The organism is Streptomyces sp. NPDC005706 (genome assembly GCF_040631045.1).
Lineage (GTDB): Bacteria > Actinomycetota > Actinomycetes > Streptomycetales > Streptomycetaceae > Streptomyces.
Genome location: NZ_JBEXYS010000029.1, coordinates 71,837 through 97,524, shown reverse-complemented (window position 1 = coordinate 97,524; position 25,688 = coordinate 71,837). Strand labels below are relative to the sequence as shown.

General features: G+C 71.4%; 21 protein-coding genes. 9 read left to right on the top strand and 12 right to left on the bottom strand.

Features of this window, described 5'->3' with window-relative positions:
* Positions 1–194: 194 nt before the first annotated feature.
* Positions 195–1,106: a major capsid protein gene (locus tag ABZ478_RS31625; RefSeq protein WP_359554665.1), complete on the top strand. Its 912-nt coding sequence runs from the start codon at positions 195–197 to the stop codon at positions 1,104–1,106.
* Between the two features lie 393 nt (positions 1,107–1,499).
* The gene (locus ABZ478_RS31620; RefSeq protein WP_359554663.1) at positions 1,500–1,784 is read left to right on the top strand and encodes a hypothetical protein; all 285 of its coding nucleotides are present in this window, start codon (positions 1,500–1,502) and stop codon (positions 1,782–1,784) included.
* A 1,049-nt stretch (positions 1,785–2,833) separates the two neighbouring features.
* Here the strand turns inward: ABZ478_RS31620 and ABZ478_RS31615 are convergent.
* Positions 2,834–3,094 (bottom strand): hypothetical protein, encoded by a 261-nt coding sequence (locus ABZ478_RS31615; RefSeq protein ID WP_359554660.1) that lies wholly within the window; start codon positions 3,092–3,094, stop codon positions 2,834–2,836.
* A gap of 86 nt (positions 3,095–3,180) precedes the next feature.
* Here ABZ478_RS31615 and ABZ478_RS31610 point away from each other — a divergent pair, with 86 nt between their 5' ends.
* Complete coding sequence (locus tag ABZ478_RS31610) at positions 3,181–3,480, top strand: GntR family transcriptional regulator (RefSeq protein ID WP_359554657.1); 300 nt, start codon at positions 3,181–3,183, stop codon at positions 3,478–3,480.
* A 172-nt stretch (positions 3,481–3,652) separates the two neighbouring features.
* Here the strand turns inward: ABZ478_RS31610 and ABZ478_RS31605 are convergent, their stop codons facing one another.
* The 3 genes from ABZ478_RS31605 to ABZ478_RS31595 all read right to left on the bottom strand — a co-directional run bounded on the left by ABZ478_RS31605 (position 3,653) and on the right by ABZ478_RS31595 (position 6,402).
* Positions 3,653–4,123: a GNAT family N-acetyltransferase gene (locus ABZ478_RS31605; protein ID WP_359554655.1), complete on the bottom strand. Its 471-nt coding sequence runs from the start codon at positions 4,121–4,123 to the stop codon at positions 3,653–3,655.
* 95 nt (positions 4,124–4,218) lie between these two features.
* Complete coding sequence (locus tag ABZ478_RS31600; RefSeq protein WP_359554653.1) at positions 4,219–4,827, bottom strand: DUF1349 domain-containing protein; 609 nt, start codon at positions 4,825–4,827, stop codon at positions 4,219–4,221.
* A 45-nt stretch (positions 4,828–4,872) separates the two neighbouring features.
* Positions 4,873–6,402: an aldehyde dehydrogenase (NADP(+)) gene (locus ABZ478_RS31595; RefSeq protein WP_359554651.1), complete on the bottom strand. Its 1,530-nt coding sequence runs from the start codon at positions 6,400–6,402 to the stop codon at positions 4,873–4,875.
* 130 nt (positions 6,403–6,532) lie between these two features.
* On the opposite strand from ABZ478_RS31595, the gene ABZ478_RS31590 reads away from it, so the two are divergent.
* The 4 genes from ABZ478_RS31590 to ABZ478_RS31575 all read left to right on the top strand — a co-directional run bounded on the left by ABZ478_RS31590 (position 6,533) and on the right by ABZ478_RS31575 (position 10,858).
* Positions 6,533–7,303: an IclR family transcriptional regulator gene (locus ABZ478_RS31590; protein ID WP_359554648.1), complete on the top strand. Its 771-nt coding sequence runs from the start codon at positions 6,533–6,535 to the stop codon at positions 7,301–7,303.
* A gap of 91 nt (positions 7,304–7,394) precedes the next feature.
* Positions 7,395–8,672, top strand: a complete 1,278-nt coding sequence (locus ABZ478_RS31585) for a histidine kinase (RefSeq protein WP_359554645.1) — start codon at positions 7,395–7,397, stop codon at positions 8,670–8,672.
* 17 nt (positions 8,673–8,689) lie between these two features.
* A complete protein-coding gene (locus ABZ478_RS31580) occupies positions 8,690–9,349 on the top strand; it encodes a response regulator transcription factor (protein WP_359554677.1) in 660 nt (219 codons plus the stop codon).
* 54 nt (positions 9,350–9,403) lie between these two features.
* Positions 9,404–10,858, top strand: a complete 1,455-nt coding sequence (locus ABZ478_RS31575) for a penicillin-binding transpeptidase domain-containing protein (protein ID WP_359554642.1) — start codon at positions 9,404–9,406, stop codon at positions 10,856–10,858.
* A 45-nt stretch (positions 10,859–10,903) separates the two neighbouring features.
* Here the strand turns inward: ABZ478_RS31575 and ABZ478_RS31570 are convergent, their stop codons facing one another.
* Positions 10,904–12,355, bottom strand: coding sequence for an NCS2 family permease (locus tag ABZ478_RS31570; protein ID WP_359554639.1), 1,452 nt, complete (start codon positions 12,353–12,355; stop codon positions 10,904–10,906).
* 244 nt (positions 12,356–12,599) lie between these two features.
* Between ABZ478_RS31570 and ABZ478_RS31565 the strand changes: the two genes are divergently transcribed.
* Both ABZ478_RS31565 and ABZ478_RS31560 read left to right on the top strand, forming a co-directional pair.
* Positions 12,600–13,166 carry a SigE family RNA polymerase sigma factor gene (locus ABZ478_RS31565; protein WP_359554636.1) on the top strand — a complete coding sequence of 189 codons (567 nt, stop codon included), beginning with the start codon at positions 12,600–12,602 and terminating at the stop codon, positions 13,164–13,166.
* Positions 13,163–14,011, top strand: coding sequence for a hypothetical protein (locus ABZ478_RS31560; protein ID WP_359554633.1), 849 nt, complete (start codon positions 13,163–13,165; stop codon positions 14,009–14,011). The genes ABZ478_RS31565 and ABZ478_RS31560 overlap by 4 nt, the downstream gene beginning before the upstream one ends.
* A 100-nt stretch (positions 14,012–14,111) precedes the next feature.
* Here the strand turns inward: ABZ478_RS31560 and ABZ478_RS31555 are convergent, their stop codons facing one another.
* The 7 genes from ABZ478_RS31555 to ABZ478_RS31525 form a co-directional block, all read right to left on the bottom strand.
* Positions 14,112–19,328 carry a caspase family protein gene (locus ABZ478_RS31555; RefSeq protein ID WP_359554632.1) on the bottom strand — a complete coding sequence of 1,739 codons (5,217 nt, stop codon included), beginning with the start codon at positions 19,326–19,328 and terminating at the stop codon, positions 14,112–14,114.
* The gene (locus tag ABZ478_RS31550) at positions 19,325–19,678 is read right to left on the bottom strand and encodes a hypothetical protein (protein WP_359554631.1); all 354 of its coding nucleotides are present in this window, start codon (positions 19,676–19,678) and stop codon (positions 19,325–19,327) included. Before ABZ478_RS31550 ends, ABZ478_RS31555 begins: the two co-directional genes overlap by 4 nt.
* Before the next feature lie 187 nt (positions 19,679–19,865).
* On the bottom strand, positions 19,866–20,663 hold the full coding sequence (locus tag ABZ478_RS31545; protein ID WP_359554628.1) for an HAD family acid phosphatase: 798 nt from the start codon (positions 20,661–20,663) through the stop codon (positions 19,866–19,868).
* A 114-nt stretch (positions 20,664–20,777) separates the two neighbouring features.
* Positions 20,778–21,896, bottom strand: coding sequence for a pectinesterase family protein (locus ABZ478_RS31540; protein WP_359554626.1), 1,119 nt, complete (start codon positions 21,894–21,896; stop codon positions 20,778–20,780).
* A 147-nt stretch (positions 21,897–22,043) separates the two neighbouring features.
* Positions 22,044–23,318: a polysaccharide lyase family 1 protein gene (locus ABZ478_RS31535; RefSeq protein WP_359554623.1), complete on the bottom strand. Its 1,275-nt coding sequence runs from the start codon at positions 23,316–23,318 to the stop codon at positions 22,044–22,046.
* A 59-nt stretch (positions 23,319–23,377) separates the two neighbouring features.
* Positions 23,378–24,166 carry a rhamnogalacturonan acetylesterase gene (locus ABZ478_RS31530; protein WP_359554620.1) on the bottom strand — a complete coding sequence of 263 codons (789 nt, stop codon included), beginning with the start codon at positions 24,164–24,166 and terminating at the stop codon, positions 23,378–23,380.
* A 147-nt stretch (positions 24,167–24,313) separates the two neighbouring features.
* Complete coding sequence (locus ABZ478_RS31525) at positions 24,314–25,651, bottom strand: sugar ABC transporter substrate-binding protein (protein WP_359554617.1); 1,338 nt, start codon at positions 25,649–25,651, stop codon at positions 24,314–24,316.
* Positions 25,652–25,688: the final 37 nt, after the last annotated feature.

Sequence of the window (25,688 nt, the reverse complement as noted above, 5' to 3'; positions counted from 1 at the left end):
TCGCGCCGCCGGGCAACAGGCGGTGCCGCGCCGAGGAGTCAACTGCCGTGTCGGACCCGATGCGCCCCCGTTCCTCCCTCCGTACCGCAGTGTTCCCCGCTAACTCCGAGACGCGAGGTCTTGGAAACTGAGGCGACCTCAGACATGTGGTGAACACGCGTAATTGTTCACTTCCCCTGAATTGAGGTTCAACCATGGCACAGACTCTTGCCGAGTCCGCCAAGCTATCGCAGGACGATCTACAGCGCGGCGTCATTGAGACGTTCGTTCAGGCGTCTCCGATTCTCGACCGCATTCCGATGACTACGGTTGTCGGTACGCACTTCGCTTACAACGAGGAGGCGACCCTACCGGGGGTTGCTTTCCGCGCGGTGAACGAGGCTTACACCGAGTCGACCGGCACCGTAAACCAGCGGATCGAAAACCTCGTGATCCTCGGTGGTGACGCTGACGTTGACCGGTTCATTGTGAAGACTCGCGCCGATCTAAACGACCAGCGTGCGATCCAGAGTGATCTAAAGGTCAAGGCCGCGAGCATCATGTTTAGCGACACGTTCTTCAACGGTGACACGGCCGTTGACCCTAAGTCGTTCGATGGTCTGCGTAAGCGTCTGACCGGTTCGCAGGTAATCGACGCTGGCGCTGTCGACCCGCTTACGGGCGGATACGACTTCTTCGACAAGCTGGACGCTCTACTCGGTGCCGTTCCCGGCATCAACGCTCAGACCGGCGCTATCTACATGAACTCCGGTCTCATTGCCAAGCTGCGTTCCAGCTTCCGCCGACAGGGTAACGGCGAGCTTCTGATGGCCGATATCGCCGGGAAGCTGTCGCCAACCTGGAACGGTATTCCGCTCCTCGACGCTGGCCAGCGCGCGGACGGTACCGACATTGTTCCGTCGACGGACGCTTACGCCGTTCGCTTCGGTAGCGGTGAGAACGACATGGCGGTAACTGGTCTGACGAATGGCGGCGTTGACGCCTACGACCTAGGCGAGGTGCACGACAAGCCGGTCTACCGCACGCGTATCGAGTTTTACTGCGGTATCGCTGTGTTCGGTGGTCGCGCTGCGGCTCGCCTAACGAACGTCGGCGCTGGCGCGTGATGCTTGGCCCCCTGGTCGGTGGATTCCCGCTGACTAGGGGGCCTTTGCTTTGTGAGGACACATGAGACGAGTAATGCAGGCGTGCCAACTCTGCGGGAACCTAGGGCCGATCCGGCGAATCTATATCCCGCTGTCTCATCGGCATTTGGTCGAACGTGGCCGCAGGCGAGAGGAACCGCTAACGGCTCGGCAATTGGCTGCCCGCTATCGCATGTACGGGGCTGGGCCCGGATACCTGAAATGGGTTTGCCGTGGCTGTCGGCGCGAGTGTCCGTAAGCCGTTCGCTGTCGCAAGAGAAGGGGCCAGGCCGGCGATTTCTGGCCCCTTTTCTGACCTGCGGATATGCCGCACCGCAACTTCACTGGCGTGTGTGCTGGTGTGAAGGAGGAACCATGCTTGCCGACAACGATGCACCGCAGCACGCCGAGGCGCTAACGCAGGCCCTCGGATATGCGCAGGGCTACGCCGAGGAATTGCGCCGCATGGTGGACAGCGGGAATGCCGACCAGCACCGGGCGGCCCGATTGGTTCAGGCGACGCATGACGTGATCCTCGCCGCGCTGGATTCCCTCTATGAGCTGGACGACGTACAGCAAGCCATAGACGCGCGAGAGCGTATGCGTGAGCTGAGCAGCGAGGAGCTATACCGCGCGCTGAGCAAGCCACCCACCACCTAGGAACGTTCCTAGGTGGCTATGCAACAGCCCCCCTCGCTGAAAGCGATATACCCCATGCCTAGCCGACCCCCTCGCCCATGCCCGCAGGCAGGGTGCCCCGAGTTGATACGCGGACGCGAGAGCGCATGCGCTGAGCACGCAAAGCAGAGAGCAGCACAGCGGGTTAACCGTGGTGGTTCGTATTACGGGCGTGACTGGCGAGAGCGAGTGCAGCCGAGATTCATCTATCACAATCCGTGGTGTGTGTTGTGTGGTCACGCTGCAAAGGTGGCCGACCATTGGCCGATATCGCGGACTGAACTTGTCGCAAAGGGCGAGCCGAATCCCGATGCCTATAAGCACTTGCGACCTCTATGCAAGGCATGTGATGCAAAGGAACGGCCTAAGCGCGAGCCGGGCGGATGGCTGGCCGAGAGGCGGAGTCAGCGGGAGGCCGAGAGCGCACAGCGGAGCGATTACTACCGCATGCGTGACGACGTGCCGCCGTTCTGACCCACCCCCCTGGGGAGGGACTCCCTCCGGCCCTAAATGCGGCGCGGCAGGGAGGCAAAAAGCTGTGACCGCAACCTAGACCGTTTGCGCGGGGGTTCCGCAGGCCCAAAATCCGCGCTCGAAACGCGAGTTACGCCCGCTGAGATCACCTAGGAACGTTCCTAGGTGCCAACCGTGGAGAACATGAAATGACCCGAAACCCTAAAGCCCTAAGCGTCCGTCATACCGATGAGTCCCGCGCCAACCTCGCTGCCATACAAGAGCTAACCGGTTGTGGGACAGCGAGCGAGGCCGTCATACGCGCGCTAGACCTTTACGCGGCGTATCTGAAGCTACCGCCCGGCGCTGTAATACAGGCGACCGGTCACACGCGGACCACCTAGGAACGTTCCTAGGTGCTAGGCCCCGTGGCTTGCCTATTGCTGGCAGGCTGCGAGGCCCTATTGTTGTTACTGGCTAGTAACCTGACGACCGATCAGAAACGCTCTGTGCGGCCACGAGAGACCCCCGGCGACCAATTCCACGGTCACCGGGGGTTCAGTGCGTTAGAGGGCCGGTTACTCCTCGCTGTCCAGCAATCGGGCGGCCACCTCGGTTACGCCGCAGAGGTTTTCGTAGAGGGTGGGAACGAACACCGCCAACTCGGCGTCACTGGCGTTCCCCGCTTCAAGGATCTCCCCCACAAGTGCGGTGACCACGGCGGCCGTTCGCAGCGCGGTCATGTCGGCAAGCCTCTCCAGCGGCCCGCCCGGCTCGGCCACGACATAGGCCGTCTTGCCGCTCGCGCTGTCCGTGCCCAAGTACCTAAGCTGTTCCATGCTCGCTCCAATCCAGCGAGTAGGCCCCTGGTGATCCGATTCCGCCGTATCGCCGGGGGCCGTTTGTATGTCTCCCATCTGAGGTTATGCGGTTACGCGTAAGCGCGGTAGCGGGTTCACGCGATAGCGCGCAGGCTCGTTGTATGGATCTTGACCGTTCCCGGAATCTCTGGCCGCAGATTGCCGATGACCTACGGCGCAGGCTGCGCGCTGGAGAGTGGCAACCGGGCGAGCGATTCCCCGGCACGGTCGCGCTGGCAGCGGAGTACGGGACAGCGCAGGCGACTACGCAGAAAGCCTTGGTGGCGCTGCGCGCTGAGGGGTGGCTACGGCTGGAGGTTGGCCGGGGGTCGTTCGTCGCTGAGCAACTTCCCAACTCGCCCTAGGCGCAAGGCCGTTCGCCCTGGTCAGGGGCTGTGCGCTAACGTATGGCTCTGTTGGTCCAAGGGCAGGCGATGTCGCTCCAGATTTCGACGCGCATGCTCTCGGCTCTTCTCCAGCTCGTACGGCGGCGGAGGCGGTCTCCGCGCGCGTACATGAACGTTCAAGCAGCGGGGTTCATTCCCCGGGGACCGTGAACACCAGGTTGAGGTGGAGATGGCCGTCGTCCGGGTGCTCCGGATCCGGGACCCAGCCCTGGCGGGCGTAGAAGGCCTGGGCGCGGAGGTTGTCGACGTGCACCTCGAGCGCGGCCGTCCGGGTTCCGTCGGCCCGCCACTGTTCCACGCAGGCGGCGTGCAGGGCGGTGCCGATGCCCTCGCGCCAGTGGCCGGGGGCGACGTGGAACTGGAACAGCTTCACCATTCCGGCGGGCGAGCCCTCCGGGGCGCGGAAGGAGGCCAGGCCCACCAGGCGGGCGTCGCGCACCGCGCACAGCACGTGGCCGTCGGGCCGTTCGATGGTCTGGCGCCACCGTTCGGTCCAGTCGACGTCCGGGTCCGGAAGGCCGTCCGGGTAGTACGTGGACCGGGCCCGCACCATCACATCGGCGACGGCCTCGGCCTCCGCGGGCAGAGCTGTCCTGATCATCAGTGACCGGGGGGTCCGGCGTGCGTCGATCATGCACCGGTAGACGTGCCGGGGCGCGGCTCCGGTTCCCCGGGGGCGCGCCCCGGCCGTAGTGCTCAGCCGCCGTCGCGCAGGTCGTCCGGCCAGCCGGCCCGGAACTCCAGGTGGTCGTAGGTCACCACACAGCCCTCCCCCAGCGGCGACTGGGTCATGAAGCCGACCAGCGCCGCGCCGGACTCCTTCTCCTCGCCCAGGGTGAAGAGCCGTACGAAGGTCCAGTGCCGGCCGTCCCGGGAGGCGTGGAAGGCGAAGGCGCGGCCGGTGCGGCTGATCCGCAGCCACACCGAACTTCCATCGACGGTGAAGGAGTTGGCGTCGTCGGAGTGCCCCCGGGTGACCACCGTGCAGACGGTGGGCACGTCCGGGGAGTACTCGAGACAGAGTTTGGCCCAGGCGCGGTCGCCGACGTGGACGTACAGGACCCCGGCGTCGAAGGAGGCGCCGAACCCCACGGTGACCCTGGCTATGAGCTGGAAGTCCCCCTCGGGCGCCCCGAGCAGCCGGGGCGCGTCGGCGGCGGGGTCCAGGGCCTCGCCGGTGGGCGGCACGAACCGGTCCTGCCGGGGTCCGGCCCAGCCGGTGAGCACGCCGCCCTCGTAGGACCAGTTGCCGTCAGGCCCGTAGGTCCGCAGGGAGAAGGGCAGTTCGGGGAGTTCTACGTCCATCGCGCGAGTGTCCCAGGTTCCTTGTCCGGCGTCCGGCCGATCCGCTCAGCGCTCCAGCCGGCCGTTGAACCGGCGGGGCAGCCCGAGCGGGTTGTCGTCGCGCAGCTCCCGGGGCAGCAGGGCCTCGGGCGCGTTCTGGTAGGCGACCGGCCGCAGCCAGCGCTCGATGGCGGTGCCGCCCACGGAGGTGGAGGTGGAGGTGGTCGCGGGGTACGGGCCGCCGTGGTGCTGGGCCGGCGCCACCGCCACCCCGGTCGGCCACGCGTCGACCAGCACGCGCCCGGCCAGCGGGGTCAGTTCGGCCAGGATCTCCGCGCCGCGCCCCTCACCGGCGGCCTCCCCGGCCGACAGGTGGACCGTGGCCGTGAGGTTGCCCGGCAGCCGCGACAGCACCGCCGTGGCCTCGGCGTCGTCGGCGTAGCGGACCACCACCGTCACCGGCCCGAAGCACTCCTCCAGCAGCAGGTCGTACGCCCCCTCTGCGGTCAGACCGCTCGCCGGGACCGTGAGGAAGCCCGCGCTCACCGTGTGCTCGCCGCCCGGGCCCGGCGTGACCGGCGTCTCCACCCCCGGCAGCTGGGCGCGTTCGGCGACACCCGCGATGAAATTGTCGCGCATCCGGTGGTCGAGCAGCACCTCGGCGGCGGTGTCGCCGACGGCGTCGGCCAGCGACTTCAGCAGCGTGTCGCCGGCGTCGCCGGACGGCACCAGCACCAGGCCCGGCTTGACGCAGAACTGGCCGACGCCGAGGGTCATGGACCCGGCGAGCCCGGAGCCGATCGCCTCGGCGCGCTCGGCCGCGGCCTCCTCGGTGACCAGGACCGGGTTCAGCGAGCCCAGCTCACCGTGGAAGGGGATCGGCACCGCACGCGCGGCCGCCGCGTCGAACAGGGCGCGCCCGCCGCGCACCGAACCGGTGAAGCCCGCCGCGGCGACCAGCGGGTGGCCGATCAGCTCGACGCCCGCCTCGAAGCCGTGCACGAGGCCGACGACGCCTTCGGGGACGCCGTGTTCGGCGGCCGCCCGGCGCAGCACCCCGGCGACCAGCTCGGACAGGGCCGGGTGGTCGGGGTGGGCCTTGACCACCACCGGGCAGCCCGCGGCCAGGGCGCTGGCGGTGTCACCGCCGGCCACGGAGAAGGCGAAGGGGAAGTTGGAGGCGGAGTAGACGGCCACCACGCCCAGCGGCACCTTGTACCGGCGCAGGTCCGGGACCGGCGGGGTGGCGGAGTCGTCGGGGTGGTCGACGATCACGTCCAGGAAGGCGCCCTCGTCGACGATGCCGGCGAAGGCCCGCAACTGGTACACGGTGCGGGCGAGTTCGCCGGTGAGGCGGACCGGTCCGAGGGCGGTCTCGGCGTCGGCGGTCTCGATCAGGCCGTCCGCGGCCGCGTCCAGGCCGGCGGCGGCCGAGCGGAGGAAGGCCGAGCGCACGGCGCGGTCGGCGAGGGCGCCGCGCGCGGCCCGCGCCGCCCGGACGGCCGCGTCCACCTCCTGGGCTGTGGCCTCCACCGCAACCTGTTCACGCTGCTTCCCGGTGCGCGGGTCGACACTCCAGACTGGTGCTGCTGCCACCGCGGGTCCCTCCAATTAAGGCCGCATTCGCTGGGTAACCATCAGCCGCGTTCGATATACTGAACGCTGTCTCTGATGATGAATATGCTGCTCGGAGACTATTTCCCGTCGAATGAAGGGGTCAAGGGCGATGTCGGCAGGCGAGACGGGCGGGGCCCAGGTCAAGTCCGCGGTGCGGACCGTTGAATTGCTCGAGTACTTCGCCGGCAAGCCCGGCATGCACTCCCTCGCGGCCGTGCAGGAGGCCGTGGGCTACCCCAAGTCCAGCCTGTACATGCTGCTGCGCACGCTCGTGGAGCTGGGCTGGGTGGAGACGGACGCCACGGGGACGCGGTACGGCATCGGGGTGCGGGCGCTGCTGGTCGGCACCTCCTACATCGACGGCGACGAGGTGGTGGCGTCCGCCCGGCCGACGCTGGACCGCCTCTCCGACGACACCACGGAGACCATCCACCTGGCCCGGCTCGACGGCACCAACGTGGTGTACCTGGCCACCCGGCAGTCGCAGCACTACCTGCGCCCGTTCACCCGGGTCGGCCGGCGGCTGCCCGCCCACTCCACCTCCCTCGGCAAGGCGCTGCTCGCCACCCACACCGACGAGCAGGTGCGCAAGCTGCTGCCGGAGACCCTGCCCGCGCTCACCGAGCACACCATCACCGACCGCGAGAAGCTGATCGAGGAACTGCACCAGATCCGCGAGCAGGGCTTCGCCGTCGACCGCGAGGAGAACACGCTGGGGCTGCGCTGCTTCGGCGTGGCGATCCCCTACCGCACACCCGCCCGGGACGCCATCAGCTGCTCGGTGCCGGTGGCGCGGCTGACCCCCGCCCACGAACAGATGATCAAGGACGCGCTGTTCGACGCGCGGGACCGGCTGACGCTGGCGACGCGGCGGCTGTAGTCCGCGGGCGGGGCGGTCTCCCCCGTCCGGTGGACCGGGATCATCACCGCGCATGAGGTGCGACACCGGTGCGGTACGGGAGAGTCGGTCCATGCCCACCTCGCCCTCCCCCGCTCCGGCCCCGCCGGGACGGGCGACGGCGTTCCTGTTCGGCGGGCGGGCGCGGCGGCGCTGGATCCATCTGATCCTGGGCGGGGCGCTCGCCATGCCGTACGTCCTCGCCGGTTCGGTGGCCCTGGCGGTGTTCACCGGGGTGAACGACGTGTTCGCGTCCCTGCCCCTGCAACTGGGCTCGTTCGCCATCGGGCTGCCGATCGCCGCCGCCACCTCGCTCTTCCCGCTGACCCGCCCCCTGGAGTCGGCCGCGGCGCGCGCGCTGTGCGGGGTGGACGCGGGTGTCCTGGCCGACGGTCCGGCCCGCACGCGGGGGGAACGGACGCGTACGGCCGCCTGGTTCACGCTGCACCTCGGGCTCGGCGGGATCGTCTCCGGGATGTCGCTGGCCCTGCCGCCGTTCGCGGCCGCCCTCGTCGTGCTGCCCCTGGCGGGCCCGCTGTGGGGCAGCCCACCGGAACTGCCCGGAGTCCTGGACCACACGTGGGCGCGAGTGCTGTGCCCGGTGGCCGGTCTCGCCATGCTGGCCGCCCTCGCCGCCTGCGCCGCGGCCGCCGGGGCCCTGCTCGCCCGCTGCGCGCCCGCCCTGCTCGGGCCCACCCCCGAGGACCGGCTCGCCGCGGCCGAGGCCCGCGCCGCCGACCTTGCCGTGCGCAACCGGCTCGCGCGCGAACTGCACGACTCGGTCGGCCACGCGCTGAGCGCCGTCACCTTGCAGGCGGGCGCCGCCCGCCGCGTCCTGGACAGCGACCCGGAGTTCGTCCGCGAGGCGCTGGCCGCCATCGAGGAGACCACCCGGCGCACGGTCGGTGAACTCGACGCGGTGCTGGGCGTCCTGCGGGACGGCGACGCCCCCGGCACCGCGCCCGCGCCGACCCTCGCCGCCGACCTGGACGGGCTGCTGCGCCGGACCCGGGCGGCCGGACAGGTGGTGACGGCCACCGTCGGCACCGATCCCGCCGCCCTGCCCCCGCTGGTCTCCCGGGAGGCGTACCGGATCGTGCAGGAGGGCCTGAGCAACGCCCTCAGACACGCCGGCGAACCGGTCACGCTCCGCATCACCACCACCGGCGGCCGGCTGGAGATCACCATGGAGAACCCGCTCGGCGCCGGCCCCGCGGCCCGCCCCGGCGGCGGCCACGGCCTGCGCGGCGTCGCCGACCGGGTGCGGCTGCTGGGCGGCACGGCGCGGGCCGGGGCGGCCGGGGGCACCTGGCGCCTGCACGTCCGGCTGCCCGTGCGGGAACCCGCGTGAGCGACGAAGGGACCGTCATGACCCAGCCCGCGATCCGGGTCGTCCTCGCCGACGACGAGCGCATGGTGCGCACCGCGCTGCGCGCCATCCTCTCCGCCGAGCCCGGCATCGAGGTGGTGGGCGAGGCGGCGACCGGCGTCGAGGCCGTGTCCGTCGTCCGGGAGCTGCGCCCCGACGTTGTCCTCATGGACGTCCGCATGCCGGAGACCGACGGCATCCGGGCCACCGAGCAGATCCTCGCCGCTCTCGACGCGCCGCCCCGGATCGTGGTCGTGACCACCTTCGAGAACGACTCCTACGTGTACGAGGCGCTGTGCGCCGGGGCCGCCGGGTTCCTGCTGAAACGGGCCGACGCCGAGACGCTGGTCCAGGCGGTGCGGCTGGTCGCGCGCACCGACAGTCTGCTGTTCCCGTCGGCCCTGCGGTCCCTCGCGGCCGGGCACGCGCGACGGGCGTCCGCTCCCCCGGCCTGGGTGAGCAGGCTCACCGGACGCGAGAGCGAGACGCTGCGGCTCCTGGCCGCCGGGCTCACCAACGCCGAGCTGGCCCGGCGGCTGGGCGTCGGCCCCGCCACCGTGAAGTCGCACGTCGCGGCGGTGCTGGCGAAGACCGGCACCCGGGACCGGACCCAGGCGGTGATCGCCGCGTACGAGGCCGGCTTTCTGAACGCGGGATGAGAAAAACGGGCGTACGGGAACGATTGCCCCGCCCCGGTCGTCATCACGGACGGGATGAACAAGACGATCAGGCGGGCGTCCGTCTTCACACTGCTGCTCGTGCTCGCCCTGCTGGTCAGGGCGACCTGGGTGCAGTACTACGACGGCACGGCCCTCGCGGACGACCAGGCAAACCGGCGGAACGCCATCCAGACGTACGCGCAGCCACTGGGGAACATCATCGTGGCGGGCAGCCCCGTCACCGGCTCGGCGCGGACGAAGGGCGGCGACCTCGCGTACAAGCGGACCTACAAGGACGGAGGACTGTACGCGGCGGTGACGGGCTACGCCTCGCAGGCGTACGCCCCGACCCAGTTGGAGGGCATCTACCAGGACCTGCTGAACGGCACGGACAGCAAGCTGAAGACCGTGCTGGACACGGTGACCGGCAAGCGCGCCGATCCGGGCAACGTGCTGACGACGATCGACCCCGCCGTGCAGAAGGCGGCGTACCGGGCGCTCGGCGGCAACAAGGGCGCCGCGGTCGCCCTCGACCCGAAGACCGGGAAGATCCTGGCCGTGGTGTCGACGCCGTCGTACGACCCCACGCGGCTCACCGACGCCAACACCGCCGGGGCCGCATGGAAGTCGCTCACCACGGACAAGGACAAGCCGCTCACCAACCGCGCGCTGCGCCAGCCGCTGCCGCCGGGCTCGACGTTCAAACTGGTCGTGGCGGCCGCCGCGCTGGAGAACGGCCTCTACAAGAACGTGGACGACCCGACCGACAGCCCCGATCCGTACACCCTGCGGGGCACCGACAAGGTTCTGGCCAACGAGAACAAGTCGGCCCCCTGCGAGAACGCCTCGATCAGGGTCGCGCTCCGCTACTCCTGCAACAACGTCTTCGGCAAGATGGCCGTGGACCTCGGCCAGGACAAGGTGCGGGCCATGGCGGAGAAGTTCGGCTTCAACGACAAGGAGCAGGACGTCCCGGTGCGGGCGTACTCCAGCGGCTACCCCTCCGGCATGGACGCGGCGCAGACCGCCCTGTCCGGCATCGGCCAGTTCGACGTCACCGCCACCCCGCTGCAGATGGCCATGGTGTCCGCGGTGATGGCGAACGGCGGCAAGCTGGTCTCGCCGCACATGGTGTCGCGGATCACCGACGGCAACGGCGATGTGCTGCGGGACTACGACGACGGCGCGGACAGCGAGGAGATCGTCTCCTCGGACACGGCCGCTCAGTTGCGCTCGGCGATGGAGACGGTGGTCCGGGACGGTACGGGCACGAACGCGCGGATCGACGGGGCGACGGTCGGCGGCAAGACCGGCACCGCCCAGCACGGTGAGAACAACAGCAAGACGCCGTACGCCTGGTTCACCTCCTACGGCAAGTCCGACAGCACCGGCAAGGAGGTCGCCGTCGCGGTGATGGTCGAGCAGTCGGACGCGGCCCGCTCGGAGGTCAGCGGCAACGGGCTCGCGGCGCCGGTGGCCAGGGCGATGATGCAGGCGGCGCTCAAGTAGGCGGAGGCGGGGGCGGTCCGGCGGGACCGCCCCCTCACCGGCGCCTCACTTGACGCCGAGGGCCTGCTCCACCGGGTCGATGGCGAAGTAGACCAGGAACAGCGCCGAGACGCCCCACAGCAGCCAGTTGATCTCGCGGGCCTTGCCCAGGACGGTCTTGACGATCACGTAGGACAGGAAGCCGGCGCCGATGCCGTCGGTGATGGAGTAGGTGAACGGCATCGCGGCGATGGTGAGGAACGCCGGGACGGCGATCTCGTACCGGTCCCAGTCGATGTGCTTGACGTGGGTCATCATCAGGAAGCCCACCGCGATCAGCGCGGGCGCGGCGGCCTGCAGCGGGACGATGGTCAGCAGCGGGGTGAGGAAGAGCGCCAGCCCGAACAGGCCGCCGGTGACGAGGTTGGCGAAGCCGGTGCGGGCCCCCTCCCCGACGCCGGCCGCGGACTCGATGTAGGCGGTGTTGGAGGAGGCGGAGCCGACCCCGCCGGCGACGGCCGCCGCACCGTCGATGAACAGCACCCGGCCGATGCCGGGCACCTGCCCCCGGTCGTCGAGCAGGCCGGCCTCGGCGCTGATGCCGACGATGGTGCCCATGGCGTCGAAGAAGTCGGACAGGATGAGGGTGAAGACCAGCAGCACGGCGGTGAGCACACCCGCCTCCGCGAAGCCGCCGAACAGGCTGAAGTGACCCACAAGACCGAAGTCCGGGGCGGCGACGATCTCGTCCGGGACCTTCGGTGTGGTCAGGCCCCAGCTCTTGATGCCGGCGACCGCCTCGATGACGATCGCGACGACCGTCATCGTGACGATGCTGATGAGGATCGCGCCCTTCACCTTCCGGGCGAGCAGCGCGATGGTCAGCAGCACGCCCAGACAGAAGACCAGTACGGGCCAGCCGGTCAGCCGGCCGACCGCGCCGAGCTGGACGGGCACGGTGCTGTGCGCGGCGTCCGGGATGCGGCTGACGAACCCGGCGTCCACGAAGCCGATGAAGGCGATGAACAGGCCGATGCCGACGCCGATGGCCTGCTTGAGCTGCTGCGGGATCGCGTTCATGATCGCTTCGCGCAGCCCGGTGAGCACCAGCAGGCAGATGACGGCGCCTTCGAGGACGACCAGGCCCATCGCGTCCGCCCAGCTCATCAGCGGGGCGAGCTGGAAGGCGACGACGGCGTTGAGGCCGAGTCCCGCGGCGATGGCGAGCGGGAGGTTGCCCCCGACGCCCATGACGACCGTCATCACACAGGCCACCAGCGCGGTGGCGGTGACGAGTTGGCCGGTGTCGAGGGTGTGGCCGAACTTGTCCTTGGCGCTGCCCAGGATGATGGGATTCAGGACGAGGATGTAGGCCATGGTGAAGAACGTGGCGAAGCCGCCGCGTATCTCCCGGCCGAAAGTGGATCCCCGTTCGGAGATTCTGAAGTACCGGTCGACGCCGTTGCCCACGGGCGGTGCGGTGCCGGGCCGTTGGTCCGCCTTCTGCGTCTCGGACATGGTCGTACTCCTCGTCGCCTGATCAAGGTGCGCGGATGCTGGCTGGATTGTTCCCCTGTTGAACCCGTTTCAGGTTTTCCTCGTGTTACGGAATCGGGGTTCGGCCCGTCAACTGCCGTCCGGTCCCCCGCACAACGACCGAAACGATCACTGCTACGCTTCCGGCCCTCCGTGCGGGGCCGCGCCGGATGTTCGCATGTCATTTACATGACACACACAGAGCCGTACCGGGAAGAGGTCACTCGTGGGCACAGTCGTCGACGACGCCGCCTCCGTGGAGTTCCACGCCTTCTTCGAACGGAACTATGCCGAACTCTCCCGTCTCGCCCACCTGTTGACCGGCCAGGCGGACACCGCCGACGACCTGGCCGCGGACGCGCTGCTGGCGTTGTGGCACCGCTGGGACCGGGTGCGCGCGGCCGGCCATCCGGTGGCGTACGCCCGGGGCGTGGTCGCCAACCTCGCCCGGACGCGCATCCGCAGCGCGGTGCGTGAGCGGCGCCGGATCGCGCTGTTCTGGCCGCACCGCGAGGAGCGGACCGAGCACCCGGACGTCGCGGGCGTGGTCGACGTCCAGGAGGCCCTGCGCAGGCTGCCGTTCCGCAAGCGGGCGTGCGTCGTGCTCCGGCACGCGTTCGACCTCTCGGAGAAGGACACCGCGCTGGCCCTCGGGGTGTCGGTGGGTACGGTCAAGAGCCAGACGTCCAAGGGCGTGGCCGAGCTGCAGAGACTGCTCGGCGGCCAGGGTGTGGCGCGGCGGGTGCACGCGGCCGCGGCCCGGGGCGGCGAGAGCGGAGGAAGGAACCGATGAGGCGGCAGGACGTGCACGACGAGCTGCGCGCCCGGCTGCACGAGGCGGCCGAGGCCCATGAACCCGACCGGGCGCGCATCCTGGCCCGTGTGGAGCGCGGGACGGCGGCGCAGAGCGGCCCGGACCACCGGGCCGGCCGGGCACCGGTGTTCGGCTGGCTGAAGGTGGTCACCGCGACGGCGGGGGTGGCGGGCGTCCTCGCGGTCGGCGGGTACGCGGTGGCCTCCGCGGTGAAGGAGGAACCGCCGGTCCGGCGGACCGTCGCGGTCTCGCCGGCGCCCCCGGCCGCGCGCACCCCCTCGCCGGACGCGACGGGCCGGCCCCCGGCGCACTCCGCCGGGCCCGGCACCGGCGCCACGCACGCGACGCCCGGCCCGGACGCCACACCGTCCCGGACGCCGGAGGCCTCCGTGCCGCCACCGGTGGCCCGGTCCGAGCGGCAGGGCCCGCTGTGGTCGGACGGCTCGGTGGACCCGCACAGCAACGACTTCTGGGCGCAGAGCGATGTGACGCTCAAGACCTCGAAGCAACTGACGTCCCTGAAAGTCGAGCTGAAGGTCGCGCAGACCGGCGGGGTGGCGTCCACCGGCGCCTGGCGCTCCCTGCCCGAGGCCGACTTCGGCCAGACGGTCGAGGAGCACGACGGCTTCCTCGTCTACACCTGGACCCTGAAGGACGGCCGCACGGTTCCGGCGGGCACCTGGGTCTTCGCGGGGCAGTACGACCACGAGCGCGGCGGACGCGACGCGAAGGACGACAGCTACACGATCACGGGCACGGCGGGCGGGCGGTACGCGGTGGCCGGCACCTTCGCGGCGCACGACGACAGCGGGGACGACTCGTAGGAGAAATCCTGGAAGTCGCGGCAACCCTTTTGCCGTCGCGGGATGACGGCCGGCCCCGCCGGGCACCTCCGGCGGGGCCGGCCCCGTGGCACTCCCGGGCTCAGGACGCGGTGGCACGCGGCGCCGGCGCCGCCCGGGGCAGGCGGGCCCGGGCCTGCCGCATCTCGTCCTCGCCGAGGTCCGGGCGCGCGAGCAGCGGCTCCAGGACCGCCTCGGCCCCTGCGGTGACGAAACCGTCGGCGGTGCCGTCGGTGTGCTGGTCCAGCCAGTCCAGCGTCCACGCGACGATCCGCCGGACCTCGGCCGGGGGCAGCCCGGCCAGGGACAGCAGGGCCGCCAGGACGAAGCGGGACCGCCACACGGGCATGTACTGCTCAAGCCAGGACAGCGCCCAGGAGACCGCCGTCGCGCGCCGGGCCGCGGTCAGGTCGGGGCGGCCGAGGAACGGGGCCAGGAGGAAGCTGGCGTCGTAGGCGACGGGATCCGGCTGGAGCCCGGAGACGACCCGCGCAACGACCTCGCGGGCCTGGTCCGGCGGCAGGTCGGTGCGCTGCACGAGCAGGCCCAGCACCCGCCATGAGTCCGGGACCGCGTAGTGCGGCAGCCGTCCGAGGGTGAAGTCGGCGAAGGCGCGCAGCTGTTCGGGACCGAGGTCGGCCCGGGCCAGGAGCGGTGCCAGCACGGTCTGCGCGTTGGCCGGGCCGTCGTAGCGTTCCAGCCAGGTGACGGTGTCGCCGAAGGCGTGGCCGATTCCCTCCGGGCCGAGCCCGGCGTGCGCGTTCACCGCCACGAGTACGTGCCGTGCCTCGTGCAGGGAGCCGAACTCCCGCAGCCAGCGCGACGCGTGGGTCACGGCGAGCCGGGTCTCGTCCGGGGCGAGGTCGGCGCGGGCGAGCAGCGGCTCGAGCACGAAGCGGGCCGCGCGCATCGTCACATGGCGGTCCAGCCACACCTGGGTGAAGGCCACCGCGGCCCGGGCCCGGTCCCCCGTGATCTCCCCGCGCGCCAGCAGCTTGTCCAGCACGAAGCTCGCGCCGGGCGAGGTGACGCTGTGCTGGAGCCAGTCCGCGGCGAGGGAGATCCCCCGGTCCAGCGTCTCGGCCGTGATCCTCCTGTTGGCGATCAGCGCGCCCAGGGTGTAGCTGGCCTGGGGGCTCTCCCGGTGGTGCGCCAGCCACTCCAGGGCGTGGGCGGCCACCGGGCCGGTGTCCTCGTCGGGGAGTGCGCGCAGCTCCAGCAGCGGCTGCAGGAGGTAGGAGGCGGCCGGCCGGGTGTCGTGGTGCCCCAGCCAGGTCGTCGCGGCGGTCACGGTCCGGCGCAGCTCGTCCCCGGTCGGCTCGTGGTGGACGAAGACCGCCCGGAACACCTGCGCCGCCTCGGGGAGGTCCGGGTGCCGCTCGAGCCAGGCGAGGGCCGAGGCGAGGTCCTCCCGCCCCTGTTCGTCGCCGGGTCCGTGCCGGGCTGCCAGCCGGCGCGAGAGCGCCTTCGCCTCGCGGTACGTGGTGCCGTTCTGCTGCCCCCGCTGGGTGGCGAAGGCGGTGACCTGCTCGCGTTCGCCGTGGGACAGGTCACCGCGGCCGAGCAGGGAGGTCAGCACGAGTTCCGCCTCGGGCACATGGCCGTGGTGGGCGAGCCAGGTCAGCGCCGCGGTGACCGCCTCCCGGGCCTGTGCGGCGGTGAGGGTGCGGTGGCCGAGCAGCGGGCCGAGGACGTACCCGGCGTTCCGGGCGGTGCCGTACTGGCGCAGCCAGCGGGTGGCGCGGGCGACGGCCCCGCGGGCCTGGCCGGCGGTGAGGTCGGGGCGGGAGAGCAGCGCGCGCAGGACGTACTCCGCGGCGTCGCTGTCGCCGTGCCGGCCCAGCCACCGCTCCGCCGAGCCGATGGCCTGCCGGGCCTGCTCCGCGGCGAGGTCGGTGCGGGACAGCAGCTTGTTGAGGGTGAAGTTGGCCTCCAGGGAGCCGGTGCGGGGGGCCAGCCAGGCGCAGGCGAGGGTGTGGACGCCGTCCGCCTCGTACTCCGGCAGGTCGCCGCGGCCCAGCACCCCGCTGAGGACGTACCCCGCGGCGTCGGTGCCGGCATGGCGTTCCAGCCAGGTCATCGCCGCCGTGACGGCCTGTTCGGCCTGCTCGTGGGTGAGGTCGGGACGGGCGAGCAGCGCGTCCAGCGCGAAGCTGGCCCCGGGGGCGCCGGCGTGCAGGGCGAGCCACTGCAGGGCGAAGCCGGCCGCGCGCCGGCTCTCGTCCGCGGTGAGGTCGGGGCGCGCCAGCATCTGCCCGATGAGGAAGTCGGCCTCGGGCGAGGTGGCGTGCTGCTCCAGCCACCGCACGGCGAACCCGGCCGCCCGCCGGCTCTCGTCGCCGGTGAGGTCGGAACGCCCCAGCATCTGCCGGACCAGGAAGTCGGCCTCGGGCCGGACGGCGTGCTCCTCCAGCCACTGGGCGGCGAACTCCACGGCCCGCCGCACCTGGCTCCTGGCCAGCTCGGTCCGGGCGAGCAGCGGGCGCAGCACGAAGGTGGCGGGCGGCGCGGCGGCGTGCTGCTTGAGCCAGCGGAAGCTGAACGACGCGGCCTGCCGCGCCTCGTTCTCGGTGAGGTCCTTGCGGGTCAGCAGGGAGCGCAGCACGTTGTGCGGCTCCCACAGGCTCCTGTGGTGCCGCAGCCATTCCAGCGCGAGCAGGACGATCCGCCGCAACTCGTCGCCGGTGAGGTCGGTGCGGGCGAGGAGCGGGGTGAGGATCTGGGCGACCTGGCGCAGAGTGGTGTCGCGCTCCGACCACCGCAGCGCCACGGCCACGACCTGGCGGACCTGCTGGGGCGCGAGGTCGGCGCGGCCGACCAGCGCGCGCAGCACGAAGTGCGCCTCCAGCACCTCGCCATGGCGGCGCAGCCAGGTGATCGCGTCCCGCAGGGCCGGCTTCTGCTGTTCGGCGGGGATGTCCGTGCGGCTGAGCAGGGGGCCGAGGACGAAGCTGGCCTCGCGCCGCCGGCCGTGAGACTCCAGCCAGCGCAGCGCCGCCGGAACGAGCAGCAGGGCGCCGCCGTCGGTGGGCAGGTTCCACAGGCCTCGGTAGAGCACGTGCCGGGCGTTGACGCCGTCCCCGAACTCCTCCAGCCAGGGGCCGACGAGCCGCTGCCAGTTCCGGACCACGGAGTGGGCCCAGGGCTGTCCGGAGCAGAGCGCGCCGAGGGCGTAGCCGCCGATGTCGGCGTCGGCGCGCATGACCTCGCCGATGGCCGCGGCGTTGTCGGCGAACCAGGCGTCGAGGACCGCGGACACCGCCTCGGCGCGGTGGGTGAGCGCCAGGTCGTTCATGAGCCGGGCCAGGTTGGTGGCGTAGCGGCCGATGGTGCGGGGGCTGGTGAGGCTGCCGTCGAGGAGGACCCGGGTGCGGGCGCGGTCCGGGGTGCGGCTGTGGGCGGGCAGGATCACGGACTCGACGAGCTGGTCGCAGACGATGTCGTGGGCGGTGGACAGGACGTCGCCGTCTCCGTCGCGTTCCAGCCAGCCGAGGTCGATCAGGGTCTCGACGACGACCTGGGCGTGCAGGCCGCCGCCGGGGCTGCCGGACAGCGCGGCGGCCGCCGCCGCGATCACCTCGGTCCGTTCCTGGGGGCAGGCCGCTGCGGCGGCGGCCGCCGCGACCAGGTCGTCGGAGGCGGTGACCTGGTCGAAGGCGGTGCGCCGGCGTTCGTCGGGCAGGCGCCGGACGGCGAGGTCGTCCTCCATGAGCCGGTCGCGCAGCCAGCGGGCGAGGTCGCCGCCGGCCCGCAGCCCCGCGTTCCCGGAGTCGAGCAGGCCGGCCACGGCCCGGCGTTCCAGCTCCCGGGCGAGCAGCAGGGCGATGATGGGGCGGTGGCCGCAGATGGCCCGCATCCGCTCCATGCCGAGGCGGCCGATGGCCGTGGGGGCCAGACTGGCCAGGGCGTGCTCGGCGACGACCCGCTGGAACTCCTCGTCCTGGCGCAGCTCGACCTCGTCGAACAGGTCGTGCAGTGGGATGTGGCCCGCCTTCTGCAGCCAGCCCGGGCGCACCGAGGCGAGGAAGGCGACCTTGACGTCCTTGCGGCGGGCCTCCGGCAGCAGCCGGTGGCGAAGGGCGGTCAGGTCGAGCTGGGCGTCGTTGTCGTCGTCGTCCTTGAGGTACTCGTTCAGGTAGTCGATCACCACGAGGACCGGGCTGTCCTCGGCCAGGACCCGGTGGCTGATCTGCGCGGTGATGGACGACTCCCGGCCGGGGCGCACGTGCAGCACCCGCCAGCCCTCGCCGAGGGCGATCCGGCCCACCTCGAGTCCGGTGCGCGTCTTGCCGGTGCCGGCCGCGCCGACGAGCAGCACACCCCGCTCGTCGGTGTCGCGCAGCCGCCGGAACAGCGTCTCGGGCGCGGCCGGATGAGCGCTGCCGGGGGAGACGAAAGGCAGTTGCTCGGGGGTGAGGTTGCGGCGGAAGCCGCCGAGCCCGTCGACGAAGGTCTGCTGTCCGACCACGGCGGCCAGTGGATCGGGGGCGGGCTGTGGCCGGCGCCGCGGGGCGGCGCCGGACGGGCCGGGCTCCTGTTTGAAGGCCCGGTTGAGGGCGAGCGGGATGTCGTGGCCGCCGTCGAGGGTGGCCATCCGGGGCTGGGGGACGGGCCAGCCGTCCACCTTCTGGCCCTTCAGCCCCTGCCTGAGCGCGTCGAACAGGTCGGCCGTGAGAAGGTGTCGCTGCTCCTCGCCGCGCCGGCCGCCGCGCAGCGGCCCGGTGAGGCCGTCCCGCAGCAGGCGGACCAGTTCCATGGTGAACACGCTGCCGTCCGGGCGGCACAGGGAACGCTCGGTGACGGCCGCCGAGGCGAGGACGCAGCCGCCGTCGAAGGCGAGGTCCCGCTCCGGGATCGGCGGCGCCTCCTCCCCCATGTGGAGGGCGCCGCCCGCGTAACAGCAGTCCACGACGACGACCTTGTGCCGGGCCCGGGACCCGGCCACGAATTCGCGGACGCGCGCGTAGGAGACGAAGGTGTGGGGCCGGTCGAGGCCCGCCCTCTTCGCGGCCAGCAGCAGCCCCTCGTCGTCGTGGTGGCCGTGTCCGGCGTAGTAGACGAGCAGGAGGTCGTCCGCCTCGTCGGCCGCGTCGGCGACGGCGTCGAGGACGTCGTCCGCCCGGCTGTCCGCGGGCAGGACCCGGCAGTCGCCCTCGGCCAGGCCGCCCACGTCGGGGGCGGTCAGCAGGGTGAGCAGTGCGGGGATGTTCCGCTCGACGCCCCCGAGCGCCGGGAAGCCGTCGAATTCGTGGGCTCCGAAGAGCACCGCACGGGAGCCGCCCGGCCGCGGTGCGGTCATGATCCGTGCGTGCCGGCGTCCGTGTTCTCCAGGCGGCGCAGCAGGTCCGCGAGTTCCTCGGGGTTCAGGTGACCGATGTCGACGGTCGTGCCGCCGTGGGTCAGAGTACGTCCGCCCGTGCTGCGGCCCGGGGCCTTGGCGAGCCGCCAGCTCGCGTACGCCACGGCGAAGTTGGCGATGTCCGTCACGTTGCCGAGGACGATGTCGAGGGCGTCGAGCACCGACATCGTCGGACCCGGGACGCTGACGGGGGTGACCGGGAGCCCGCCGGTCCCGGGATCACCGGCGAGCCACTTCCGCAGGTCCGTCAGGGCCTTCTCGTCGCCGTTCCCTTGAACGCGGATCCGCATACGTCGCCTCCCCCGGTGCGTGTGCCGCAAGCAAAGCCGATGGTAACGGAAATCAACGCTCCGGGAAGCGGCGATCGCACGTGGCCGGAAACCGCCCGTGCACCGGCCGGCCCCCGGCCGCGGCAGGCTGCTGCCGGGACGGGGGCCGGGTGGAACTTCCCCTGGGCGTACGGCGGTCCGGAACGGGTCAGGACACGAAGTACGTCGGGTTGGGCAGCTTGTAGGTGCGGTCGGCGTGGCCGCCGTCCAGGTCCGAGTACTGGTCGCCGAAGTTGGCGATGATCTCGTACCCGAGGTCGTCCTCGATGTGCTCGCGGGTACCGGCCTTGTACTGCACGGTCGTGCAGTTCCAGGTGCCCGGGGTGGCGCAGTCGCTCAGGTAGGCCGGGGGGTTGGCCTTGTCCTTGAGGAACATGTGGCCGGCGTCGAGGTTGACGTCGGCGCCGACCTTCTTCAGGTTCTCCACGGCGCCGGCGCGCTGCGCCTCGCTGAGACCGGAGTTGTAGAAGACCTCGACGCCCTTGGACTCGGCGTAGCGCACCAGCTCGGGGCTGCCGAAGACGGCCGGGCGGTCGGCGCGGTTCACGTAGTCGTTCCACGTGGTGGAGTTGTACGTGTAGTTGTAGCGCTTCTCGTAGTCGAGGCTGAGCAGCAGGGTGTCGTCGATGTCGAAGACGACGGCCGGCTTCTCGCCGTGGTGGTGGGCCTTGCGGGCCGCCTTGTCGATGTAGCTCCTGGCGTCGGCGTCGATCCGCGCCAGGTCCTTGGCGTACGGGCCGGCCGGGGACGCCTGGTAGACGCCGTTGCTGTCGGCGGTGGTGCCGTAGTAGGTGTCGATGTCCTTCACCAGGAGCCCGATGTTGTAGGGCTCGTGGGTGGAGTTCGCCGTCGACTGACCGGCGGTGGCCGCACCGGCGCCGTACAGGGCGCCGCCGGCGAGGGCACAGGCGGCGGTGGCCGCCGCGATCCGCTGTGATTTACGCATGACAGGTTTTCTACGCGCGTCACCAGGGGTAGCGCGAGGACCTTTGCCCGATCGATATCAAGCCATCGGGCGAAAAGGTCTTCGCGTCCCCGGCCGGTCCGGCCGGACGTGCCGTCAGCTCTCCTGCCAGGGTGCCCAGTCCCCGAGATGGGCCTCCCGGGTCGCCGACGCCGCCTGCTCGGCGGTCAGTTGCGGCCGGTTCTCCGGGACGGTGACGACGGCGCCGGGACCGGTGTCGCGGTACTCGGCGAACCGCTGGGCCTGCCAGGGGTAGGAGGCCGACATGTTCGCGTAGGGGGCGGCCGCGTCGATGCCGGGGCCGAGCCAGGTGTCGCGGACGGTCAGCATCGGGCGGGCGGTGGTGTCGGAGCTGGGCACCCAGGGGCGGGCCAGCTTGTAGTACGCGTCCGGGGCCTCGCCGCTGACGCGGCCGCGGAGCACCAGGTAGCCGTGCGGGTTGGCGGCGGCCGTGGAGGGCGCGAAGACGAAGCCGTAGGGGGCGGCGGCCAGGTCCGTCCGGTTCAGGGTGCGGAAGTGGCAGTGCTCCCAGACGGCGGTGGCCCGCCCGAAGACGAAGTCGACGTCGCCCTCGGCGTAGCAGTGCGCGTAGTACTGGCGGGCGAAGGTGCCGAGGGCCATGGTGTCGGCGTACAGGGTGTCCTGGTGGCCGAGGAAGCGGCAGTGCAGGAAGGCGCCGCGGTCGCCCTGCGCCTTGAGGGCGACGGCCTGGGTGCCGGTGATGTCCGGGTGGTCGGCGCGCAGCCAGTCGTTGGCGAAGGTGATCCAGCGGGCGGTGAACCCGTCCGCCTGCACGGTGGTGGTGGCCGAGCCGGTGGTGCCGTGGGTGCCGCCGCCGGGCTTGGGGGTGCCGGCCGCGTTGTCGTACACGATCACGACGTCACGGGGGTCCTCGGAGGCGCCGATCCAGGTCATGCCCGTACGGGAGGCGTCGACGAGGACCGTCTCCCGGTAGGTGCCCGGGGCGATGACCAGGGTGCGGCCGGTGCCGGTGGCCGCGGTCACGGCGGTCTGGACGGAGGTGAAGTCGCCCCGGCCGTGGGGGTCGACGTACAGGGTCCCCGGGGTGCGGCGGCGGACCGGCGATCCGTGCCGGCCGAACGGGCCGGGCCGGCCGGCGGCCCGTGCGGGCGCGGCGGCGAGACCGAGCGCGGCGGCCGTGGCGCCCGCGACGAGGAGCCTCCGTCGGGAAAGGGGTGGTCGGGGCGAGGGCATGGGCGTGCTCCTTCGCGGTGCGGCGGGTGTGGGAGGTCGCGGTGCGGCGGGTGTGGGGGTCCGTGGTGCCGGCCCGGCTCGCGGGAGTTCCGGTGCGGGGCCGGCGGGAGGAGGGGGCCGGGGCCGGGGGACCCGGCCCCGGACGGGTCAGCCGATGCGGCCGGCGCCCGCGCGGTGGCCGACGAGGCCCGGCACGGCCCTGGCCGGGTCGACCCTGGTGCGCAGGTCCGGGGTCCAGCCGGCCCCGGACCGCAGGGTCTCGCCGGGGATCTCGGCGTTGTGGACGGCGATCAGGTCGGTGAGCCGGCCGTTGACGTAGTTGTCGGCGGCGGTGACCGGCGCGTCCTTCCACTTCTTCAGGATCGGACCGGCCGTCGCCCCGGCGGGCAGGGTGAACGCGTTGTGCTCGGCGACGAGCTGGGACTCCATGCCGATGCCGTAGCTGTAGGAGTAGCCGTCGCCCGCGACGAAGTGGTTGTTGTACGAGTCGACCTGGCCGAAGCGGACCCGCGGCGCGCGTTCCACCAGGTTCCGGAACAGGTTGTGGTGGAAGGTGACGTTGAGGTGGCCGCGGTCGACGGCGGCCGTGGCGGCGCTGTCGCTGTTGCCGACGAGGATCGTCTTGTCGTGGTCCTCGAAGACGTTCCAGGAGGCGGTGACGTAGTCGGCGCCCTTGACGATGTCCAGCTCGCCGTCGTGCTGTTCGTAGATCCGGCCGAAGTAGTGCGGCAGGGTGCTGTCCGGGTGGCCGCCGTCGGTGAAGGTGTCGTGGTCCATCCAGACGTGGGTGGAGCCGTAGACCACCGCGCTGTCGTACTCGGAGTTCCAGTTGCCGTCGGCGGTGTCGGTCGGGTCCCACTGCGGGAAGCAGTCGAGGGGGCTCTCGAAGCGCAGGTTGCGGACGATGACGTTGTCGACGCCCTTGATCTGGAGGCTGGCGCCGTTGAAGCCGGCGTTCTTCCCGACGCCGATGATGGTGGTGTTGGCCGGCACGTCCGCCTTGATGTAGGCGTCCTGGGCGGCGGCCGAGGCGCGGCGCAGGCCCTCGGGGCTGTCGGCGGGCTCGCCGTCCAGGGTGGTGGTGCGACCCCAGCTGTCCGGGGCGTACTTGGCCAGATAGGCGCCGAAGTCGTAGCCGGGCACGGCGAACGAGTCGCAGCTCGGCCCGTCGGCGTCGATGGCGCCCCTCACTCTGATGATCTTCGGGGCGCCGCCGCCGTCGGCGAGGGCGGCCTTGAACCGCTCCCAGGTGGTGACCGTGTACACGTGCGCCCGGTCGGCGGCGGCACCGCCGGTCGTCCCGGTGCCGTACGCGGCCCAGCCGTCCCCGGCGGGCAGCACCTGCCAGTCGGTACCGGCCCGGTGCGCGGCCTGCGCGGACGTGGTCCCGGTGACGGCGAGCACGAGCGCCGTGCAGCCCACCAGAGTTGTTATGACACGTCCATGACATTTCTGTGTACGCACTGTGCGGCTCTCCTCTTTTACGTAGCTGTCGATGACGTCGCGGGCGGCCAGGTGATCCAGGACGTGGGGACGTCCTCGCCCAGCCGGACCACGTCGGGCCGGGCCAGGACGCGGGTGCGCAGCAGCTCCCGCGCCACGAGCCGGGCCACGGCGATGGCGCCCGGCGGGTTGAAGTGCGTGTTGTCCTGCTCGGTGGCGGTCCAGTTGAAGTAGCTCTTCGTCTCCTCCACCCCGAGCCGCTGCCACAGCGCGAGCGACAGCGCCTCGATGTCGAGGAGCGGGACCCGCTCGGCCCCGGCGAGCGCGCGCATGGCGGCCGGATAGTCGCCGTGCGTCGGCACGGCGTTCCCGTCGGCGTCGAACCTGCGGCGCTCCACGGGGGTGGCGAGGACGGGGCGGGCCCCGCGGCCGCGCGCCCCGTCGACGTAGCGCCGCAGGCAGTCCTGGTACGTGGTCCAGGGCTCGGTGCAGCGGTCGGGGTCGGTGGCCTTCTCGTCGTTGTGCGCGAACTGCACGATCAGGACGTCCCCGGGCCGGATCGCCCGGAGCACGGCGTCGAGCCGGCCCTCGTCCAGGAAACTCTTCGAACTCCGGCCGTTCACGGCATGGTTCGCGACCGCGAGATCCTTCCGGAGGAAGAAGGGCAGGGCCATTCCCCACCCGGTCTCGGGCGCCGCGTCGGCGTACTTCTGGGCGGCGGTGGAGTCACCGGCGATGTAGAGGGTCCGGTGCCGCTCCGGGGAACGCCCGGTCAACGGAACGGCCGCGATGGCGGCGGAGGTCACCTGTCTGCGCGTAAGGGACACGATGGTGCGCCTTTCAAACAGGGGTCGGGGAAATCACAGGGATCGGGGAAACAAGGGGATCCTGGGGCGCATCGGTGTGCGGCTCCGCCGCGTGGGCGCGGCCCGCCCTGCCGGACCTGGGCGCGCCCACGCGAAGCGGCCGCGGACTCAGTGGTTCTTCTTCCAGTCCGCCTGCGCCGCGTTGAGCTGCTCGGCCAGCGTGTCCAGGAACTCCTTCGCGCTCATCTTCCCGAGCAGCAGCTTCTGGAAGTTCGGCTCGTTGTCCGCCTTGGAGATGGTGTTCCAGTCGGGCAGGTAGTACGGCAACTGGACGATCTTCGTGTCGGCCCCGTTCAGCGCCTCGGCCGCCAGCTTCGTCGGCTCGGCCCGCTGGATCCACGCGTCCTTGGCCGCGTCGGTGTTGGCCGGCACCTGTCCCGCCGACTCGTTGAACTTGGAGTTCTCGGCGGCGGAGAGGGCGAACTCGATGAACTTCCAGGCGGCCGCCTTGTTCTTGCTCGACTTGAACAGGCTCAGCCCGTCCACCGGGTTGGACACCTGCACCCGGGTGCCGTCGGCCAGCGTGGGGTTGGGGATGCCCCGGAACTTGTCCTTGCCCAGCGCCTTCAGATGGTCCTGGTAGGAGCCCAGGTTGTGGCTCAGCATGCCGATGGTGCCGCTGTCCCACTGGGCGACCATCTTGGTGAAGTCGTTGTTGACGTCGGCGGACGGGGTGTCCTTCTTGTAGAGCGCGATGTACTTCTCGAGCGCGGCCACGTTCTTCGGGTCGTTGACGGTGGTCTTGTCGCCGTTCCAGAACGAGGTGATGCCGGTCTGGCCGTAGACCGCGTCGAGGGCCGGGGCGATGGCGCCCTCGCCGCCGCGGATGGTGAAGCCGAACGCGTTGTGGCCCTTGTCCGTGAGCGTGCCGGCCGCCTCGTAGAACTTCGCCCAGGTGGCCGGTGCGTCCAGGCCGGCCTTCTTGAACAGGTCCGTCCGGTACCACAGGGTGCCGTTGTTGGCGGAGGTCGGCACCTGGTACAGCGCGTCCCCGCCGCCGGCCGACTTGCTGACGTCGAGCAGGTTCCGGCTCAGCCTGTCGTTCAGCGGGCTCTTCTCCAGCCGGCCGTCCAGCGGCTCCAGGGCGCCCTGCACGGCGATCTCGGCGAGCATGGCGGTGCCCACGCCGCCCACGTCGGGCAGCCCGCCGCCCTGGATGGCCGTGTCGTACTTGGACTGAGCGCTCGCGGCCGGGATGCCGACGTACTCGACCTTGATGCCGGGGTACTTCTTCTCGAAGTCGGCGATGATCTGCTTCCAGATGTCGGTACGGACACCGCCGTTGTTGTCCCAGAAGGTGATCGTTCCCTTGCCGGAACCCTCGCCCCCCTTGTCCCCCGCGCCGCCGCTGCCGTCGTCGCCGCAGGCGGTGGCGGTCAGCGCGAGGACGGAGCCCAGGGCGACCGCCGTGGCGGCGCGCGTGCTTCTGCGGATGCTGCTCTTCATCGGTCGGCTCTCTTCTGCTGGATCCAGTGGTGGGGTG

Bases quoted from the DNA above. Each gene is read 5' to 3' on its own strand.
- ABZ478_RS31625 (WP_359554665.1), top strand. From the start codon at position 195: ATGGCACAGACTCTTGCCGAGTCCGCCAAGCTATCGCAGGACGATCTA.
- ABZ478_RS31620 (WP_359554663.1), top strand. From the start codon at position 1,500: ATGCTTGCCGACAACGATGCACCGCAGCACGCCGAGGCGCTAACGCAG.
- ABZ478_RS31615 (WP_359554660.1), bottom strand. From the start codon at position 3,094: ATGGAACAGCTTAGGTACTTGGGCACGGACAGCGCGAGCGGCAAGACG.
- ABZ478_RS31610 (WP_359554657.1), top strand. From the start codon at position 3,181: ATGCGGTTACGCGTAAGCGCGGTAGCGGGTTCACGCGATAGCGCGCAG.
- ABZ478_RS31605 (WP_359554655.1), bottom strand. From the start codon at position 4,123: ATGATCAGGACAGCTCTGCCCGCGGAGGCCGAGGCCGTCGCCGATGTG.
- ABZ478_RS31600 (WP_359554653.1), bottom strand. From the start codon at position 4,827: ATGGACGTAGAACTCCCCGAACTGCCCTTCTCCCTGCGGACCTACGGG.
- ABZ478_RS31590 (WP_359554648.1), top strand. From the start codon at position 6,533: ATGTCGGCAGGCGAGACGGGCGGGGCCCAGGTCAAGTCCGCGGTGCGG.
- ABZ478_RS31585 (WP_359554645.1), top strand. From the start codon at position 7,395: ATGCCCACCTCGCCCTCCCCCGCTCCGGCCCCGCCGGGACGGGCGACG.
- ABZ478_RS31580 (WP_359554677.1), top strand. From the start codon at position 8,690: ATGACCCAGCCCGCGATCCGGGTCGTCCTCGCCGACGACGAGCGCATG.
- ABZ478_RS31575 (WP_359554642.1), top strand. From the start codon at position 9,404: ATGAACAAGACGATCAGGCGGGCGTCCGTCTTCACACTGCTGCTCGTG.
- ABZ478_RS31570 (WP_359554639.1), bottom strand. From the start codon at position 12,355: ATGTCCGAGACGCAGAAGGCGGACCAACGGCCCGGCACCGCACCGCCC.
- ABZ478_RS31560 (WP_359554633.1), top strand. From the start codon at position 13,163: ATGAGGCGGCAGGACGTGCACGACGAGCTGCGCGCCCGGCTGCACGAG.
- ABZ478_RS31555 (WP_359554632.1), bottom strand. From the start codon at position 19,328: ATGACCGCACCGCGGCCGGGCGGCTCCCGTGCGGTGCTCTTCGGAGCC.
- ABZ478_RS31550 (WP_359554631.1), bottom strand. From the start codon at position 19,678: ATGCGGATCCGCGTTCAAGGGAACGGCGACGAGAAGGCCCTGACGGAC.
- ABZ478_RS31545 (WP_359554628.1), bottom strand. From the start codon at position 20,663: ATGCGTAAATCACAGCGGATCGCGGCGGCCACCGCCGCCTGTGCCCTC.
- ABZ478_RS31540 (WP_359554626.1), bottom strand. From the start codon at position 21,896: ATGCCCTCGCCCCGACCACCCCTTTCCCGACGGAGGCTCCTCGTCGCG.
- ABZ478_RS31525 (WP_359554617.1), bottom strand. From the start codon at position 25,651: ATGAAGAGCAGCATCCGCAGAAGCACGCGCGCCGCCACGGCGGTCGCC.